Raw genomic sequence first — 17,569 nt, forward strand, 5'->3', positions numbered from 1 at the left:
ATTCCTTCGCTTCCGAGTGTCGCTCCCCACACTCCCTGGGGGACGTTTTCCCCTGTCGGGTATACGGCCCCCCACCCGCGAGCGGTTCGACGGGCGGGGGCGATTTCGGCGACGGACCGGTCAGATATCGCGCTGCCGCAGATACCACCAGGCACCGGCTCCCGCGATCGAAGTCCAGATGAGCAGGACCACGGCGGCGGCGGGGCTGGGGGCGAGCAGGCGATTGGTGGGGAAGGAATCCACGGCGATCGTGGCGACGGTGGCCGAGCCGGGGAACAGCACGGCCACGCCCGGGACGTCCGCGCCGTGGGCGACCAGCCAGATCAGTGGCTCGATGACGAACAGCCAGCCGAGCGGGGCGACGATGGCCAGCAGCGCCGAGCGCAGCAGCAGACCGAGGCTGGCGCCGATCAGGCCCCAGCAGACGGCGGCCAGCAGGCCGCCGCCCAGGACGGTCACCAGGCGCAGGCCGAATTCCAGTTCGTGGCGGTCGACCGCCACCAGGCCGAGGATCGCGCCGAGCTCGGCGGTCAGGCCGAGCAGAAGTGAATAGGCCGCGGTGACACCGAGTTTCGCGCCGAACAGCAGGTCGCGGTCGGGGGTGAACAGCGCGGTCAGCGGCATGCTCGCATGGCGGTATTCGCCGCCCGCGGTAAGCGCGCCGGTCACCAGGGCCGCGGCGAGCGCCAGTGCGAGCGCGAGATACAGGCCGATGGTGGCGGTGCCGGTCGCGGGATTCTGTTGCGGCTGTGGGCCGCTGCCCAGGGCGGCGCTGACCGCCGCGGCCACCACACCGACCATCGCGCAGATCGCGGGCAGCAGCCACGGCCACCGCAGCGTGCTGAGCTTGCGGGTCTCGGCGGTCGCCGCCCGGCTCACCTCGGCGGGCACGGTGCGGATCATCGGGGCGCTCCGTATGGGGTCGGCGGCGGGGGGACGGTGCTCTTGGTCAGCATCGCGAGGACTCGGTCGGGGTGGACCGGCTCCGGAATCAGCTCGGTCAGCTGGACCTTGGCGGCGTGGGCCGCGGCCTCGATCTCGGTGCGCGTGGCCTCGGCAATGGCCAGTCGGCCGTCGGAGCGCATGATCGCGTCGGTGAAACCCTGGGCAGCCAGCATGGTCGCCAGCGCGATGGGACTGGACGCGCCCACGATCAGCCGATCCGGATGGCTGCGCCGCAGCCGGCGCGGACTGCCCTGGTACACCACCGATCCCGCGCCGAGCACGATCAGCTGATCGGCGACCGGGAGCGCGGCGGCCAGGCTCTGGGAGGTGAACAGCGTGGTCCCGCCGCGGCGGGCGTGCCCGCGCAGATACTCCAGCAGCCAGCCGCGTTCGGCGACGTCGAGTCCGGCGAACGGATCGTCGAGCAGCAGCAGCGGCGGATCGCCCAGCAGCGCGATCGCCAGCGCCAGCCGGGTGTGCAGGCCCGGCGCGAGCGCACCCACCCGCGACCCGGCCACCGTTTCCAGCCGCGTGAGCCCCAGCAGCGAGTCGACGCGATCGTCGGAAACGCCCGCGGCCGCGGCATAGACGCGCAGCTGACCGCGCACCGTGCGCGCCGGATGCAGCCCGCGCGGCTGCGCCACGACCCCGACCGCTCGCCCGCCCCCGGCCGCCTCGACCGAGGACATCCCGGAATCCGGGCGCAGCAGCCCGGCCAGCAGCCGCAGCACGGTCGTCTTCCCCGAGCCGGGGGGACCGACCAGCGCGGCGGTGCTGCCCGCGGCGATGCTGAAACTCACGTCCCGGACCGCGACCACGCCATCGAACTGCTTGGACAGTCCGGTGGCCGAGACGGCGAGCGACCGCGGCGCGCTCACCGCGGACCGGATCCGGGCGAATCGTCGAGCGCCGGAAGCGGATCCGCGTCGATGACCTGCGGACCGCGCCAGGACCGCGGCGGCGCGCCGAAGGCCCCGCGCGCGTTGGCGATCACCGTCTTGCCGAGTGTACGGTTGCCGAAACCGCCGATGGCCGCGCCGATTCCGGCCGGGAGTACCTTGCCCATCATCAGCGCGCCGCGCTTGGCGAGGAACTGCACGAGGAAGCGCTTCAACAGCGAATCGTTCATACCCGACAGCCCGGGAATCCGGTTGGCCAGCAACGTCCCCCAGTTCTTCGCCGAACGCCCGACGCTCTTCTCGACGATCTCCATCCCGCTCTCGCCGAGCACCACCGCCAGCACCAGCGCCCGGCGGCGCTCGGCGTCCTCGGGCGCGATGCCGTGCACCGCCGCGACGGCGAGGGTGAACACCGCCGAGGCCTCGAGGAAGAACGCCGTCTCCGCGCCCATGGCCGCGATCGAGGTGATGGTTCCGACCCCCGGAATCGCCGCCGTCGCGCCGACCGCGGTACCGCTGCCGGTGACGGTGTTGAGATACTGCCGCTCGAGCCGCTCGACGATCTGTGCCGGAGATTCCTCGGGATGGGCGCGCCGCAGCCGATCGACGTACTTGGCGACCGCCGGTGCCTGCAGCTGCGAACCGTTGTCCAGCAGCGACACGACGGCCTTCTCCAGGCCGTTCTTGAACATCGCCAACACCCCTCTCGTCCGGTCAGGTGAAACTCTAACGAACGGATTCGCCGAGACGGTTCCGTCCGAACGTCCTACCGTGGAACCGTGAACGGTGTGTCGGAGGGCGCCAAGGGTTTGCCGGACCCGCGCCTGCGCCCGTTCGTCGGCGGCTACGACGGCTATCGGCTGCGCGGATTCGCGCCGGGCCATCACATCGGCATGCCCACCACCGCGCTGACGGTCATCGTCACCATCGACGAGCCGCTCGAGGTGCCGGTGGCCGCCCATCCCGACCAGCCCGGCGGCACCTGGGACACCCTGGCGAGCGGACTGGCGGTGCGGCCGAGCGTGATCGCGCACCGGGGCTACCAGCACGGGATACAACTGGCCGTGACGCCGCTCGGATCGCGGGCGCTGTTCGGTGTGCCGGTGGCCGAGCTCGGCGCGTGGATGGTCGACCTCGCCGATCTGCTCGGCCCGGACGCCGCCGAACTGCGCGAGCGGATCTCGGCCACTCCCGACTGGACGGGGCGCTTCGCCGTCCTCGACAAGATCCTGCTGCGCAGGCTGGGCGAGGTGCGGATGGATCCCACTCTGCACCATGCCTGGCGGCGGCTGATCGATCCGGTCCGCGCACCCCGCGTCGGCGAGGTGGCCGAGGAGATCGGATGGAGCAGAAGACATCTCGGCAGCCGGTTCGCCGCCGAATTCGGCATCACGCCCAAGGACGCCGCCCGGCTGGCCCGCTTCGAGACCTCCCATCGCCTGCTGCGCCGACCCGGCGTGCGCATCGCCGACGCGGCGGCGGCGAGTGGCTACTACGACCAGGCGCATATGGCGCGGGAGTGGCGCGAGCTGGCGGGTATGCCGCCCTCGCGCTGGCTGGCCAGCGAGGAGTTCCCATTCATCCAAGACCAGGCCGGGTACCCGCTGCCATGCTCGACGGCATGACCGAGACGACAAGAACAGCCACCGTGATCTGGCCGACCTTCGTCTACCGCGACGCGCCCGCCGCGATCGAATTCCTGACCGAGGCCTTCGGCTTCGTCCAGACCGCCCGCTACGACAGCGGCGATCGCGTCGAGCACGCCGAACTGGTCTGGCCGGGCGGCGGCGGCATCATGCTCGGCTCGCAGGGCGTCGGGGCGACGCTGTGCGATCATCCCGCCGGGGTGGGCTCGGCCTATGTCGTCGTGGACAATCCGGATGAGCTGTACGAGCGGGCCAAGGCCGCCGGGGCGACCATCACCCGGGAGCTGCGCGACGAGGAGTACGGCTCGCGCGGTTTCACCTGCCGCGATCCCGAGGGCGTGATCTGGAGCTTCGGCACCTACGCCGGGGCCGAGTGAGCGGCGGGCACCCGCTCGGCCGGTAGCGGCGGCGGGGGTGGGGTGCCGTCGCCGAACGGCCTGCCGCCCAATGCCTCCCGGCCGTGCGGCGTCCACCAGCCGGACAGGTCCGGACCCTTCGGCACCACGCGGGTCGGATTGATGTCGGCGTGCACGATGTAGTAGTGCTGTTTGATCTGCACGAAGTCGACGGTGTCGCCGAAGCCGGGGGTCTGGAACAGATCTCGCGCATAGGCCCACAGCACGGGCAGCTCGGACAGTTTCCGGCGGTTGCATTTGAAGTGCCCGTGGTACACCGCGTCGAAGCGGACCAGCGTGGTGAACAGCCGCACATCGGCCTCGGTGATGGTGTCGCCCACCAGATATCGCTGCTTCGCCAGGCGATCGGACAGCCAGTCCAGCGCGATGAACAGCCGATCATAGGCCGCCTCGTAGGCATTCTGGTCACCGGCGAAGCCACAGCGGTAGACCCCGTTGTTGACCTCGGTGTACACCCGCTTGTTCACCGCGTCGATCTCCGCGCGCAGCGGTTCGGGATACAGGCGCGGCGCGCCCTCGCGATGGAATTTCGCCCACTCGGTGGAGAAGTCGAGGGTCAGCTGCGCGTAGTCGTTGGTGACGACCTGCCCGGTCGGTACGTCCACGACCGCCGGGACCGTGATGCCGCGCGGATAGTCCGGATAGCGCTTCAGATACGCGTCGCGCAGGAAGTGGATGCCCAGCACCGGATCCACCTCGCCGGGATCCAGATCGAAGGTCCAGCTGCGCTTGTCGTGGGTCGGCCCGCACAGGCCCAGGGACAGCACATCCTCCAGGCCGAGCAGCCGTCGCACGATCAGGGTGCGGTTGGCCCACGGGCAGGCCCGCGCCGCGACGAGCCGGTAGCGGCCCGGCTCCACCGGATAGCCGTCGCGGCCGTCGGCGGTGATGCGCGTGGTGATGTAGTTGGTGTCCCGCTTGAACTCGCCGGGTTCCACATAGGTGGCATCGTTGGACGACGAGGTAGTCACCAGCCCAGTCTTCCACGCTTCCGTCGCGGTGGTGGGCTGGATAGATTCGGCGGATGAGCGATTCGAAACCGACGAGGCTGGAACGTATCGACACCGACCGGGGCGCCCAGCTGGCCGTTCTCACGATCGACAATCCGCCGCTGAACCTGTTCGACAAGGCGCTGATGGAATCGCTGGCGGCCGATATCGCCGATCTGGCCGCCGCCCCGCCGCGCGCGGTGTTGTTGCGCGCCGAGGGCAAGCTGGTCTCCGGGGGCGTGGATGTGCACGTCTTCGACGGACTGTCGGTCGACGAGGGCGCCGAACTGTGGCGCACGCTGTTCGCGCGGATCGTCCATCCGCTCGAGGCGCTGCCGTGCCCGGTGGTGTTCGCCGCGCACGGGCTCACCCTCACCGCGGCCTTCGAGATCGCGCTCGCCTGCGACATTCTGCTGGCCGGGCCCAAGGCCAAATTCGGTCTGGTGGAGACCGTGGTGGGGCTGACCCCCTCGATGGGCGGCCCGCAGCGGCTGGCCGAGCGGGCGGGTTCGGGACGCGCCCGGGAACTGGTGATGACCGGTGACCTCTACGACGCGGCGACGATGGCCGACTGGGGCGTGGTCAATGCCGTGCACGAGGATGTGGACTCCGCCGCGCGGGCGCTGGCCGCCCGGCTGGCCGACGGTCCGACCCGTGCCCACGCGGCGACCAAGCAGATCGTGGCCGCCTGGCGTTCCGGCGGTGTGGCACATGCGGATTCGGTCACCCCGCAGGTCTCGGGCGAGTTGTTCGGCACCGAGGATCTGCGCGGTGCGGTGCGCAGCTTCCTCGCGGTGGGACCCGGCCGGGCGAGCTACACCGGGCGGTGATGGGGCGGACACGTTTATCGCCTATCCGCCCATGCTTGTGACCTGCGTCATATAGTCACAGGTGCCTGCCGGATCGAGGCACTCGGAGGAACGCATGGCGCAGCTACTGGTCGAATACCCGCAGCGGGATTGTCGCCCAACGGAATTCGGCCCACTTGCCCGCGGGGCCGACGGGGTGCTGCGGTACGGCAACCTCAATCCGGCGCTCACCGAACTGCTCGATGTGCAGGTACACGCGTTTTCCACGCGTGAGGCGGTGGTGGAGATCGGCGGTCCGCGGCTGACCTATCGCCAGCTGTGGCATTCGGCCTCCCGGATCGCGGGCGGACTGCAGGAACACGGCATCGGCTACGGCGATCGGGTCGCGGTGCACCTGCCGGTCGGGGTGCGCTGGGTGCAGGCGTTCCTGGGCGCGCTGCTGTCCGGCGCCGTGCCGGTGCTGGTGCACGACGGCCTGCCCGAGGACACCGCGCGGCGCGTGATCGCCGACAGCTGCGCCGATTTCGTCCTGAGCGGATCGGCGCAGGAGTTTCCCGACGGGGCGGCGTTCATCGACGACGGCGCGTCGCTGACCGAGCTGGCGCTGCTGTGCTACACCAGCGGCGGTGTCGCCCAGGGGGATTCGATCGGCCCGAAGGGTGTGGAGCTGACCAACGAGAATCTGCTCTCGGCGATCCGCTCGGTGGTCGGCGCGCTCGATCTGCCGACCGATGGGCTGCGCAATCTGGTGCTGCTGCCGCTCGCGCACGCCAGCGGCTGCGTGGATCAGCTGCTGCCGACCTTCGCCGTCGGCGGCACGGTGGTGCTGACGCCGGATCCGACGCTGATCGCGGAAACCATTGTGGCCGAGCGGATCGATATGGTTTCGGCCACGCCGCGCATCTTCGCCGGACTGCTGCCGGAGCTGGCCGGGCTGCGCGCCCCCGGGGTGAGCCAGGTGTGCAGCGCCGGGCACCGCGCCGAGGTCGCGGCCACCGATCCGGGCACCGCCGAGGTGGTCACCGACGCGTTGCGCGAGGTGTTTCCGCTGGCCCGCCAGTGGTCGGTGTGGGGTGCGACCGAGACCAGCGGTATCGGTCTGGCGCTGGCGGACTGCGGCGAGAGTCAGGCCACCGATCTGCTCGGATTCCCCTTCGGCGGAACCGAATTGGCGCTGTGGGGGCCGCGCGCCGGATCCGGCCACGGGGAATTGCTGTGCCGTGGTCCGAATGTGACCCGCCGGTACTGGAACGATCCGCAGACCACCGAATCCCGTTTCACCGGAACCTGGTTCCACACCGGGAACCAGGTCGACATCGACGCGGACGGGCTGGTGCACCGGGCCGAATGACCGACCTCACTCCAGCAGGCGCTCGCGCAGGCGGCCGCGCAGCGGATCGGTGAGGCCGATCGCGTCGAGGTAGCCGTCCAGGTCGCCGTAGATGGTGTGCATCGATTCGGTCGCGGCGGCCAGGTATTCCGGGAAGACGCCGAGCACCGCCTCCGGCAGCGTCACCTTGCCGTCGGAATTGATGGCGACGTCCTCGCACAGTGCGTCGATGGCCCCGTTGCTCAGCAGATAGTCGTCGAGCACCTCGGATTCGGTGACCCCGACCGCGCGCAGCAGAGTGGCCACCGCCCAGCCCGTGCGGTCCTTACCGGCAGCGCAGTGCACGAGCACCGCGCCGTCGCCGCGGACCAGCGACTCCGCGATCGTCACCAGTGCGACTCCGGCCTCGGGCATGGCCGGAAAGGCCGCGTACACCTGCAGCATCTCCGAGCGGCCGTCGTCGTAGACCACCTCGTGCGGCGGCTTCTCGCCGATCTGGGAGTCGAACGGGCTCAACTCCAGCCGCACCTCCCGGGGTAGCGCGTCCTGGCCGAGGTAGTCGATCTCGCGCGGGCCGCGCAGGTCGTGCACGGTCGCCACGCCGAGCTCACGCAGGGTGGCGTGCCCGTCGGCGTCGAGCCGGCACAGATGTGCCGACCGCAGCAGCACCCCGCTGCGGACCTTCGCACCGCTCGCGGTGCGCAGACCGCCGACGTCGCGGTAGTTGAAGGTGCCGGAGATGAGCAGATGATCGGGTCGTGCGGAGGTCATAAATCCAGGCTATGTCCGGGCCGGTATCGGCTGGGTGTCGTTATCCGATCGAACGAGCGAATCTGTGATGCCCATGTGTAATCGGCCACAGCTGTGCGATCCGGCTCGGAGCACGCCGTAAAGTTTGCTGGTTGGATGAGGCCGAGGGATGCGTGCGGGGCGCGGCCCGTCCCCGGATCTCCGTTCGATCGCGAGGGTGTACCGGAGCGGTAACAAAACATTCCTTCGGTCCGGAAACAAGCATCGAATACGGTCGCAATCCCCGAAAAACCTCTAACATTGATCTAGTTGACGGGTCGACCGAGCTGGCGCTCGGTGCGATCAGTGAGGACCGCAGCCCGTTGAGCGAGTCGCGCAAGCGAGGTGCGCGAGTTCTTTCGCCCGAGGGAGTCGTCGTGAGCGTAAGTGCAAGTAGACAGGTGATACAGGTTCTTCGACCGAGACCGGCGGTCGAGCGGGCCGTCGAGCAAGCCGCCGCCGCACTCGACTACAGCGGTACCCGCGCGCTGCGGGTGCTGCTGCATGCCGGGGTGAGCGCGCTGTGGCCCGCGATCAAGGCGACGCCGGAGAAGCAGGTGCGTTCCTACGAGTCCACCATCGCGGCGCTGCGTCGCCGCTGGGAGGCGGGCGGTGGGTGCTCGCCCGATTCGACGGTGGCCGCGCTGTTCCGGGATCTCGATGCCGAGGTCGCGGCGTTCCTCCAGCTGTGCGCCGATCGGTCGCGGACCGAATGGCTGGAGCCGGTCGAGGCCGTGGCGGCCTATTCGGTGGCCGTCATGCAGGGCACCGTGCTGCGCTGGCTGGCCGACTGCGACGACGAGACGACGCTGGTCGTGCTCGACGACCTGGTCTCCAGCCTGTCGACCAAGGCGGCCGATCTCTGAATCGATCCTGGACGTTTGACCAGTTTCGTGGTTCAGTGAAGGTGTGACAGACGTGTCGCCGATCACCGGATTGCATGCGGCCACCGCCGACCTGGATCCGCCGCTGGCCGCCCTCGATCTGGGCGCGTTGCGCGCCAACGTCGCCGATCTCGTGCGGCGGGCCAAGGGTGTGCCGATCCGGGTCGCGAGCAAGTCGGTGCGCTGCCGGGCGGTCCTCGAGGAGGTGCTCGGCGGCGGCCTCACGGCGGCTGGCGGGTTCCGGGGCATCATGTCCTATTCGCTGCCGGAGGCGATCTGGCTGGCCCGCCACGGGGCGCGCGACATCCTGCTGGGCTATCCGAGCGTGCACCGCGCAGCGCTGGCCGAACTCGGCGGCGACGAGACGCTGCGCGCGGCCATCACCCTCATGGTCGACGATCCGGCGCAGCTGGATCTCATCAAGACCGCGGTCGGCAGCGAGCGGGTGCGGCCACGGATCTGCCTGGACGTGGACGCCTCCCTGCGCCTCGGACCGATCCATCTCGGGGTCCGCCGCTCCCCGCTACGCACCCCCGACCAGGTCGCCGAACTGGCCCGCATCGCCCAGCAGCGCGGCTTCCAGGTGGTCGGCGTGATGACCTACGAGGCCCAGATCGCCGGTCTGCCGGACACCAATCCCGCTGTGCGCCTGGTGAAATGGGCCTCGGCAGCCGAAATCGGCAACCGGCGACGGCAGGTGCTCGACGCCGTCCGCTCGGTGGTCGGCGCACTCGAGATCGTCAACAGCGGCGGCAGCGGATCGATCGAGGTGAGCATCACCGATCCGAACGTCACCGAGGTGACGGCCGGTTCCGGCCTGTACGTACCCACCCTCTTCGACGGCTACCGCGCCTTCACCCCCCACCCGGCCATGTTCTTCGCCCTGCCCGTACTGCGCCGCCCGGCCCGCGGCATCGCCACGGCCTTCGCGGGCGGCTACATCGCCTCCGGCCCCGCCGGTAAGTCCCGCATCCCGAAACCGGTATGGCCCACCGGTCTACGCCTCATCGGCACCGAGGCCGCAGGCGAGGTCCAGACCCCCTTGACCGGTGCGGAGGAACTACGCATCGGCGACCGAGTCTGGTTCCGCCACGCCAAGGCAGGCGAACTGTGCGAACGCTTCGACGAGATCCACCTCATCGATACCGACGGCACCCGCGCCACCGTCCCCACTTACCGCGGCGAGGGCCAGAACTTCGGCTGAGGCTTCTTCGAACAGTCCGGCGCTTCGGCGCCCGCCCAGGCCAGAACGTCGCCACGACGAACACCGCCAGTGGAATGGCGATCGCGATGAAAAGTCCGATGTGCCAGTCGATCTCGATCATGACGCCGCCGAGCCCGTCTCGTCGTCCCGGTCCTCGATGAGCCGAAGTTCTCGCGTGGCGGGTTCGCCTCGGTTGAACAACACGAGATAGACACCTGGGCCCCGCTCGGGATCGTCGCCGTAGTCGTAGACCTCCAGCACGCCCCCATCGAACTCGAAAAGCCTTGTCGGCCAGGGTTTATCCATCTTCGACCCGCCCGTCCGTCGCTGTAGGAGGGCTACCCGGGGCCGGGAATCCGCCAAGTCCGGGCTCTACCGGCCCCGGGTGCCAGCGCTGACGCTATGCGGTCGATCATCTCTGATACCAGCGCCTTGCAGCAGTTTGCGAATTCTGTTCAATGCAGCCTGAAGTCGAGTGCGCCGAGCGACCATTGAATGAGCTCGACGCAAATCACTGCATACTGAGACATGGAGGACTGGTCATGCGGTTACGGTTTCTCGGCAAGGGCGGAACGCATCAGGGTGGGTGTCCGTCGCTCTACGTCACCGATCGCGGGAGCTACCTCGTGCAGGGCTGGGTGACCGGCGATCCGGGCAAAGTGGAGATCCCGCACCTACTGCTCGGATTCGTCGAGGCGGACACATTCCTCGGAGTGACGTTGTCCGACACGGGAAGAGGGACATTCACGCTGTCCGGTCGACCGGTTACCGACTCGGAGACCTTGTCGGGGTTGGATCTGGCCGAAGATGAGGGGGCAATCGAGGTCCCGGTGAGCGAAAGGAAGTTCTACGGTGTTGCTGCTGCGGCAAGGTGACGAGTTCGACAACCTCCTGCGCACCTGCGAGCGGGAGGCGTTTCACCTCGAGGTGCAGGACACCTACGAAACGTCGGAGGAATTCGAGCCGTTCGAACGCTTCAAGGCTGGTGAGTCCGATGACTTCGCATGGATGGAAGGGTGGACGAGGCTTGTCCGGGAGACGACCAGCCGGGGTGTCCATGTCCGGCGGGCGCGTGTGGTCACTGTGCCACATGTGCCCTATACCGCTTGGGGATTGGTCGTCGCGCAGGTGAATATCGAAGCAGGAGAGGAGATTCGATATCTCCCCCGGAATCGGATCGACCCTGGCCAGCTCACGGTCGACGACTGGTGGTTGTTCGATGGAGAATCGGTCGCGTTCACGGTGTTCGAGCCGTCTGGACAATGGGCTGGTGGGGCGCTGACCAACGATCCGAGGATTGTGAACTACTGCCGGGAGGTTCGAGATCTCGTGTGGTCGGCGGCGATCCCGCATGCCGACTACACGGCGTTCGGTGTGCGGTGACCAATGCCGCTCACGAGCAACGGGAAGCTCTCGGGCTCAGGCTTCGAGAGCTTCGCCGTGATGCGGGTCTCACCGGCCGTGGACTGGCTCGACTCGCGGGCTGGCACGAATCGAAAACCTCGCGCATCGAGTACGGCAAGCAGACGCCGACGGAGGCGGATCTTCGGGCCTGGTGCGCGCACACCGGCAGCATGGAGCAGTTGCCGGACCTGATTGCGACGCTCCGCAACATTCAGGCCGCCTACCTGGAGTGGCGGCGCCTTCTGGGTACCGGGACGCAGCGTCGGCAACGCCTCTCGGTGAAGCTGGAAAGCAGAGCGAACGCGATGCGTTGGTATGAGCCCTGCGCCGTGCCCGGGCTCCTGCAAACCGCGGAGTATGCGGAGGTGGTGCTTCGCAAGGTCATCGATTTCTACGGCGTACCCGACGACATCGACGCGGGCGTAGCGGCGCGGATGGAACGCCAGCGCGTGCTCTACCAGGGCGACCACCGGTTCTCGTTCATCATCGCCGAACAGGCGATACAAACCACCGTGGGAGACAACTCCGTGATGCTGGGACAGCTCGACCGGCTGCTGGCCGTGATGACCCTGCCGCGCGTAAAGCTCGGAATCGTTCCCGCGAGCGCGAACTACGAGGCACCGGCCACGAACGGGTTCATCATTTTCGACAATCGACTCGTCCAGGTCGAGACGGTCACCGCTGAGCTGACCATCACCCAACCCCGTGAGATCGCCTTGTACGGCAAAATGTTCGCCACGCTGTCGGAGCAGGCCATGCACGGCGACATGGCGCGGGAGCTGATCCGGAAGGCGCTCGCGGCGCGTTCCGGATAGCTCCCCGTGCTCACGATCGCTGGGCTGAGGGCTGTTCGGTGATCATGGCTGGCCTTGTCCTGGTGGCGGCGGTGGCGAACCAGGCGCCGAGTAGGAGCAGGGTGGCGCCGACGGCTTGCAGGGGGCCGATGGTTTCGCCGAGGAGCAGCCAGGCGCAGGCGAGGCCGAAGACGGGGACGAGGAACATGGCCGAGGAGGCGGTGGCGGGTCCGGCGGCGTGGACCGCGCGGTAGTACAGCGAATAGGCCAGGGCGGTGGGTAGGACGCCCAGATACAGTGTGTTGAGCCAGAATCCGGCACTCAGGTCCGACCAGGGGACGGTTGTCAGCGCCGGTGCGGCGAGGATGCCGAGGGCGACGGTGCCCGCGGCCGTTGCGCATACGGTGACCGTGAAGGCGGGCAGGCGGGACAGCATCGGTGCGCCGAGGATGGTGTAACCGGCCCAGCAGACGGCCGCGCCGACGAAGGCCAGGTCACCGAGCAGCCGACTGCTGCCCGCGGCGGGAATGCCGAGGAAGAACAGGACTCCGCCGACGATCGCGGTGATCAGGCCCAGAACATGGGTGCGTGCCAGGCGGATTCGCCCGAGCAGCGCGGTCACGGCGACGGTGAGCAAGGGTGCGGTCATGGGCACGATGACGCTGCCGTCGGCGGCCGGGGCGAGGGAGAGGCCGAGGAAGAACAGGGCGTTGTAGCCGAAGACGCCGATCAGCCCGAGCCCACCCGCCCGCACCGCGTCCGCCGGTGCGAGCCGGGGGATACCGAGTACCAGCAGCGCCAGCGTGCCTATCCCGAACCGCAGAAATCCGGCGACCTCGTGGGGCACCGCGCCGACGGCCAGCTTCGAACAGGCGAAGGCGCTGCCCCACAGCACCATCACCACGATCAGGGAGAGTGTGATTCGCACCGGGAGATCGTCGGTGACCGGGGCCACGGCGGTCTTGAACGCTGGTGCGCGAGGATCAGGGCATGCGGGCACGGGAATGGGTGGACTATCGGCGCATGCCGGATCGTCCGGTGGAGGCCATGGCCGCGCACTTCGACCGGCACGTCTACGATCCGCACAGCCACGACGCGTATTCGTTCGGCTACACCGAATTCGGCGTGCAGGCCTTCGGCTGTCGCGGCGGGTCGCACGCCAGCGTCGCGGGCATGCTGATGGCGTTCAATCCGGACGAGCCGCACGACGGCCGCAGCGGGCACGAGGACGGCTTCACCTATCGGATCGTGCATATCGGGCCGGAGCTGGTCTCGGAGTTGCTGGCCGATCGGGCCGGGCGGCCGACCGGACTGCCGCTGTTCCCGGATCCGGTGCTGCACGATCCGCCGCTGCTGCGCGCGCTCGAGCGGCTGTACCACTGCGTCGGCTGCCCGGCCACCACCCTGGCCCGCGACGAGGCCCTCGCGCGCACGGTGGCGGCCATGGTCGAACGCGGGGCCCGGCACCCGCCCCGCGCGGCCGGGCACCCGCGCGACGACGTCGCGGCCGAACTGGCCGGGCGCGCCTGGACGATCCTGCGGGAGCGCTATCTCGACGACATCTCCAGCGCGGAGCTGGCGGCGGCGGTGGGCTGCAGCAGATTCACCCTGGCGCGGACCTTCCGCGCCCGATACGGCTTGGCGCCCAGCGATTTCCAGCGCCAGCTGCGCTTGCGCGCGGCGCGGCGGATGCTGGCGAGCGGCCGCTCGGTCGCCGAGGCGGCCGTCGAATCCGGCTTCGCCGACCAGGCCCACCTCACCCGCTGGTTTCGTCGCTGCTACGGCATCACCCCCGGCGTCTACCGCACGGCGTGAGCTAGGGATTGGCCAGGTGCAGGAAGGCGGCCAGATCGGCCAGCTCCCCGGGCGTTTCGGGCAGATATTCGGTGAGCAGGCCGGAGTGGACGATCACCGCGGCCCACATGGCGCGCGAGACGGCGGTGGTCAGCCAGTGCCGCGACAGCAGCGCCTCGATGCCGTGCGGCGCGTCCGCGGGGGTGGAGGTGGTGGTGGAGACCAGGACCACCGCGGCCTCGCGGCCCTGGAAACGTTCGGTGGTGCCGACCACCACATCCTCGATGCGCGCGCGGGACAGCAGGGTTCGGATGCGGGCGACCTGGGCGTGATAGGGGGCGACCACCAGAATGTCGTGTGGATGGAGTTTCCGCATCACCGCGCCCTGCCGCCAGGGCAGGCCGAGCAGCGCGCGTACCTGGCGCACCACCTCGCGGGCCTCCTCCACCGATTCGGTGCCGTTGCCGCGATGCTCGACCGGCACCATCCGCACGCCGGGCGGGATATCGGCCAATTCGCGCGCCAGCGTCACGGTTTCGTTGGAGCGCAGCCGGTCGCCATAGCGCAGCCGCGACACCGGGCCGCACAGTTGCGGATGCATGCGCCAGGTGCGATCCAGGAAGTAACCGAAATCCGGGGGCAGTGTGGATGATTCGCCGACCAGGCGGCCCAGGGCCGATTCGGCGACCGGTTCCGGATGGATGCCGTGGGTGGGCAGCGGCGCGGGATCGCCCAGCAGCAACAGGTTTCGGGCGCTGCCCGCGACGGCGATCGCGTCGGCGAGCGGGAAATGCCCGGCGTCGGGCAGTACCAGCAGATCCAGTGCGCCGGGCGGAATACGTTCGGGATCGGCGACATCACCGGGCAGACCACCGACGACACAGCCGTTGACCGCGTTGTCGAGGAAGCGGGGATAGCGGGCCGGATCGATCACCAGCCATTCGGGCGCGACTTCCTGGGCATCGGACTTGGCCACCAGTTCCGGCAGCACCCCCGCCCGCACCACCGCGTCGAGCACCTCCTCGACGGCCGAATGGGATTGGGCGACAACGCCGATGCGCCACCTGTGGCGGGTAACCAGGCGTTCGATCACCCGCGCCCCGGTGTCGGTCTTGCCGGTGCCGGGCGGGCCCTGCACGGCGATGTAGGAGTCGTCGAGATCGAGCACCGCGGCCGTGACCGCGGCGGCGTGGTCGCCGAACACCTCCGGTAGCGAGTCGCCCGAGCGCAGCCGCGGCCGACGTCGGCACAGCAGGTCGAACGCGCCGGTCAGGGGCGCCTCGGGCAGCGTTCCGAGCAGTTGATTGGCCGTGAATTCCAATGCGGCGGCGATGTTCTCGTCGCTGCCGGGCGGTCGCGGCACGATCGCGACCGGCAGGTCGTCGTAGGGCGCGCAGCCCTCCGGTAGCAGCTCCTCCACCCGCACCACATCGTCGAACTCGTCGTCGCGCGCACAGCCCAGTACGGTGGCGGCGGCGACCGCCCGGCGGCCGGGCGCGGCCGTCATACCCGGCACCGGCCGCTCGTAGAGGGTGAGCACGGGCGTCCCGGGCGGTGGCGCGCTGCCGGTGCCCAGGCGACCGGTGAGCTTGAGATAGCGCCGCATCGGGCGCTGGCCGGTGCTGTGCCATTTGGTGTCCACGCTGCCCCAGTCGGCGACCAGAACGCCCGGGGTGTCGGCCCATTCGTCGATCGGCCGGTGCAGCCGGTCGGCGTGTGCCCAGTGCAGCGGTTGGCGCTCGCGCCGGTGGTAGGCCAGCACGGCCGCGGTGAGCGCGGCGATGTCCTGGGCGGGGGTGCGCGGTTCGTCGGTGTCGTAGGCGAATTCGCGCAGCGCGGCCTCCACCGCCGAGGGCGTCTCGGGCACACTGTCGCGCGGGGCCGGGCGCGGCCGCACGCCGTGTTCGTCGGCCAGCGCGCGCAGCCGGTCGCGCACCGCCAGCAGCAGCGCGCACTCCGATTCGACAGGATCGCAGGCGAATTCGGGAACCTCGTCCAGCAGGGCGGTCAGATCCGCGAGCCGATAGGAGCGTTCACCGATCATCAGCGCCGCCCGCACGATCGGATACAGGTCCAGCAGCGCGCCCAGCAGATCGTCGGCGATCTCGGAGTCCACACCGCAGCGCGCGCACAGCTCGGCGAGCAGTTCCCGGGCGGGCGAGCGGTAGTGGTGGATGCGCAGTTCGGGGTGGCGCTCCTGGCGATCGGCGAGGAATTCCAGCAGGGCCGCCGGATCGTGGGCGATGTCGAAGGCGTGGAACAGGATCGCCGGTGGGTCGCCCTCCTCCGGTGCGCGGGTCGGCGCGACGCCCACGCCGACCACCGTGGGCGGTGTGCCCGCGAGGGTGAGGAAAACGTCGCCGGGTGTGGTCGCGGGCAGCGCGGCCAGGGCGGTGGCATCGGTGACGGCGCACACCGGCTGCCCGGTGCGTTCGCGGCGCAGCTGCAGCGCGGCCTGTCGGTGTAGCAGCGAAAAGGTCTGTGCCGCAATACCGCTGACGGCGGAGTCGGCCCGGGCCAGGCGGTCCACGGTGGTGATCCCGGCCGCGTGCAGCTGGGCGCGCACGGCGGGGCGCATCCCGGCCACCAGCAGCAGATCCCGGCCCGCCACGAGTTCGGCGGTGCACGTGGGGCAGTGGCCGCAGGCCAGATAGCGGCGGTCGCCCCACTGCACGGGCAGTAGTTCGTCCTGTTTGGCCTCGACGATGGCCGCTACCCGACGGCGGCGTGCCCGGGCGACGGTCATGGCATCGCACAGGTCGTGGTGGGTCTCGCCACCCGCGGTCCGGATGCGGACCAGCTGGTGGACACCGAATCCATTGCGCTGCAAGGCTTCCGCACACGCGGCCAGCCGGATCAGGGTGACCACCACCGGCTCGTCGGTCTCGGCGTAGAGCTGGTAGGTCGTCTCCGGCGCGGGCGCGAGCCGTTCGTCCGGGGGCGTCTGCGCCGGGGTGGGCGGCGGCGGGTGCGCGGCGCGGGCGGCCGCCCAGCCGTCCTGGCCGGTGGTCGAGGTCTTCAGCGCGTCGCCGTCGATGACCTGCTCGTAGCTGCTCTCGTCGAGGGGGAACAGCGAACGCTGCCCCTCCGACACCGGTGTCCGCTCCGGCGGTTCGCCACCGCCCGGGCGGTGCAGCCGGTCGGCGGGTGAGGCGAGTTCGTCCACCGGCTCCGGCGTCGCGGGCAGCGTCGGTTGCGCCGGGGTGCGGATCAGCGCGGTGCACCCGGCGGCGAACGATCCGTCGAAGAAGATCGGCCCCGCGATCAGATCGGCGCCCGCGCGCACCGCGCTCAGCGTCTGCTCCTGGGAGTGGGTGAGGGCGGCCAGGGTTGCGGCGGGCGAACCGGGCTCGACGGGATCGATGCGCCGCGGTTCGCCCCCGAATCGTTCGCGCAGCTCGTCGAGCAGCCGGGCGGGCAGCGGGCCGATATCGATACCGGAAGCGGCCGGGCCGACCAGGCCGAGTTCGGCGTCGAGCGCGCGCAGCAGCGCGAACTCGCAGCGCGCCGCCTGGACCAGGTCACCGGTGCTGCACACGACACGATCACCGAACAGAATCAATCGCGGCCCTCCTGTGTCTCGGACACCCGCACCCGACCGCACGTCCTTGCGTGCCGAGCCGCGCAACAGCGTAATCAGTCGAGGTAGCGGGGCGCGGTGCGAGG

Annotated in this window: 18 protein-coding genes; 10 read left to right on the top strand and 8 right to left on the bottom strand. The window is 69.8% G+C overall.

What is annotated here, in order from left to right; translation table 11 throughout:
• Window positions 1-120: 120 nt before the first annotated feature.
• The 3 genes from NDR87_RS17800 to NDR87_RS17810 are packed head-to-tail and all read right to left on the bottom strand — an operon-like array spanning window position 121 to window position 2,536.
• Complete coding sequence (locus NDR87_RS17800; RefSeq protein WP_251914052.1) at window positions 121-903, bottom strand: ABC transporter permease; 783 nt, start codon at window positions 901-903, stop codon at window positions 121-123.
• A complete protein-coding gene (locus tag NDR87_RS17805) occupies window positions 900-1,823 on the bottom strand; it encodes an ABC transporter ATP-binding protein (RefSeq protein WP_251914051.1) in 924 nt (307 codons plus the stop codon). The genes NDR87_RS17800 and NDR87_RS17805 overlap by 4 nt, the downstream gene beginning before the upstream one ends.
• Window positions 1,820-2,536, bottom strand: a complete 717-nt coding sequence (locus tag NDR87_RS17810; protein ID WP_251914050.1) for a hypothetical protein — start codon at window positions 2,534-2,536, stop codon at window positions 1,820-1,822. Before NDR87_RS17810 ends, NDR87_RS17805 begins: the two co-directional genes overlap by 4 nt.
• A gap of 87 nt (window positions 2,537-2,623) precedes the next feature.
• Here NDR87_RS17810 and NDR87_RS17815 point away from each other — a divergent pair, with 87 nt between their 5' ends.
• Window positions 2,624-3,469, top strand: coding sequence for a helix-turn-helix transcriptional regulator (locus NDR87_RS17815; protein WP_251914049.1), 846 nt, complete (start codon window positions 2,624-2,626; stop codon window positions 3,467-3,469).
• The gene (locus tag NDR87_RS17820) at window positions 3,466-3,867 is read left to right on the top strand and encodes a VOC family protein (RefSeq protein WP_251914048.1); all 402 of its coding nucleotides are present in this window, start codon (window positions 3,466-3,468) and stop codon (window positions 3,865-3,867) included. Before NDR87_RS17815 ends, NDR87_RS17820 begins: the two co-directional genes overlap by 4 nt.
• On the opposite strand, the gene NDR87_RS17825 is transcribed toward NDR87_RS17820, so the two are convergent.
• Window positions 3,849-4,877, bottom strand: a complete 1,029-nt coding sequence (locus NDR87_RS17825; RefSeq protein WP_251914047.1) for a glutathione S-transferase family protein — start codon at window positions 4,875-4,877, stop codon at window positions 3,849-3,851. The two genes, NDR87_RS17820 and NDR87_RS17825, sit on opposite strands and share 19 nt — an antisense overlap.
• A 53-nt stretch (window positions 4,878-4,930) precedes the next feature.
• Between NDR87_RS17825 and NDR87_RS17830 the strand changes: the two genes are divergently transcribed.
• Window positions 4,931-5,725 carry an enoyl-CoA hydratase/isomerase family protein gene (locus NDR87_RS17830; RefSeq protein ID WP_251914046.1) on the top strand — a complete coding sequence of 265 codons (795 nt, stop codon included), beginning with the start codon at window positions 4,931-4,933 and terminating at the stop codon, window positions 5,723-5,725.
• A gap of 94 nt (window positions 5,726-5,819) precedes the next feature.
• A complete protein-coding gene (locus NDR87_RS17835) occupies window positions 5,820-7,055 on the top strand; it encodes a class I adenylate-forming enzyme family protein (protein WP_251914045.1) in 1,236 nt (411 codons plus the stop codon).
• 6 nt (window positions 7,056-7,061) lie between these two features.
• On the opposite strand, the gene NDR87_RS17840 is transcribed toward NDR87_RS17835, so the two are convergent.
• Window positions 7,062-7,805, bottom strand: coding sequence for a tyrosine-protein phosphatase (locus NDR87_RS17840; protein WP_251914044.1), 744 nt, complete (start codon window positions 7,803-7,805; stop codon window positions 7,062-7,064).
• Between the two features lie 395 nt (window positions 7,806-8,200).
• Between NDR87_RS17840 and NDR87_RS17845 the strand changes: the two genes are divergently transcribed.
• Together NDR87_RS17845 and NDR87_RS17850 are read left to right on the top strand one after the other, a co-directional pair.
• Window positions 8,201-8,689, top strand: coding sequence for a TetR family transcriptional regulator (locus tag NDR87_RS17845; protein ID WP_251914043.1), 489 nt, complete (start codon window positions 8,201-8,203; stop codon window positions 8,687-8,689).
• A 52-nt stretch (window positions 8,690-8,741) separates the two neighbouring features.
• Entirely contained in the window at window positions 8,742-9,911 is a 1,170-nt protein-coding gene (locus tag NDR87_RS17850) for an amino acid deaminase/aldolase (protein WP_251914237.1), read from the top strand.
• A 117-nt stretch (window positions 9,912-10,028) separates the two neighbouring features.
• On the opposite strand, the gene NDR87_RS17855 is transcribed toward NDR87_RS17850, so the two are convergent.
• Complete coding sequence (locus tag NDR87_RS17855) at window positions 10,029-10,217, bottom strand: hypothetical protein (RefSeq protein WP_251914042.1); 189 nt, start codon at window positions 10,215-10,217, stop codon at window positions 10,029-10,031.
• 320 nt (window positions 10,218-10,537) lie between these two features.
• Here NDR87_RS17855 and NDR87_RS17860 point away from each other — a divergent pair, with 320 nt between their 5' ends.
• The 3 genes from NDR87_RS17860 to NDR87_RS17870 are packed head-to-tail and all read left to right on the top strand — an operon-like array spanning window position 10,538 to window position 12,130.
• Window positions 10,538-10,786: a hypothetical protein gene (locus NDR87_RS17860; protein WP_251941176.1), complete on the top strand. Its 249-nt coding sequence runs from the start codon at window positions 10,538-10,540 to the stop codon at window positions 10,784-10,786.
• Complete coding sequence (locus tag NDR87_RS17865) at window positions 10,764-11,294, top strand: DUF6879 family protein (protein WP_251914040.1); 531 nt, start codon at window positions 10,764-10,766, stop codon at window positions 11,292-11,294. The genes NDR87_RS17860 and NDR87_RS17865 overlap by 23 nt, the downstream gene beginning before the upstream one ends.
• Complete coding sequence (locus NDR87_RS17870; RefSeq protein ID WP_251914039.1) at window positions 11,291-12,130, top strand: DUF5753 domain-containing protein; 840 nt, start codon at window positions 11,291-11,293, stop codon at window positions 12,128-12,130. The genes NDR87_RS17865 and NDR87_RS17870 overlap by 4 nt, the downstream gene beginning before the upstream one ends.
• Before the next feature lie 10 nt (window positions 12,131-12,140).
• On the opposite strand, the gene NDR87_RS17875 is transcribed toward NDR87_RS17870, so the two are convergent.
• Window positions 12,141-13,037: a DMT family transporter gene (locus NDR87_RS17875; protein ID WP_251914038.1), complete on the bottom strand. Its 897-nt coding sequence runs from the start codon at window positions 13,035-13,037 to the stop codon at window positions 12,141-12,143.
• Between the two features lie 62 nt (window positions 13,038-13,099).
• Between NDR87_RS17875 and NDR87_RS17880 the strand changes: the two genes are divergently transcribed.
• Entirely contained in the window at window positions 13,100-13,924 is an 825-nt protein-coding gene (locus NDR87_RS17880) for an AraC family transcriptional regulator (RefSeq protein ID WP_251914037.1), read from the top strand.
• Window position 13,925: 1 nt separating this feature from the next.
• Here the strand turns inward: NDR87_RS17880 and NDR87_RS17885 are convergent, their stop codons facing one another.
• Window positions 13,926-17,465 carry a bifunctional RecB family nuclease/DEAD/DEAH box helicase gene (locus NDR87_RS17885; protein ID WP_251914036.1) on the bottom strand — a complete coding sequence of 1,180 codons (3,540 nt, stop codon included), beginning with the start codon at window positions 17,463-17,465 and terminating at the stop codon, window positions 13,926-13,928.
• Between the last annotated feature and the right edge of the window lie 104 nt (window positions 17,466-17,569).

Source organism: Nocardia sp. CDC159 (assembly GCF_023740735.1).
Classification (GTDB): domain Bacteria; phylum Actinomycetota; class Actinomycetes; order Mycobacteriales; family Mycobacteriaceae; genus Nocardia; species Nocardia pulmonis.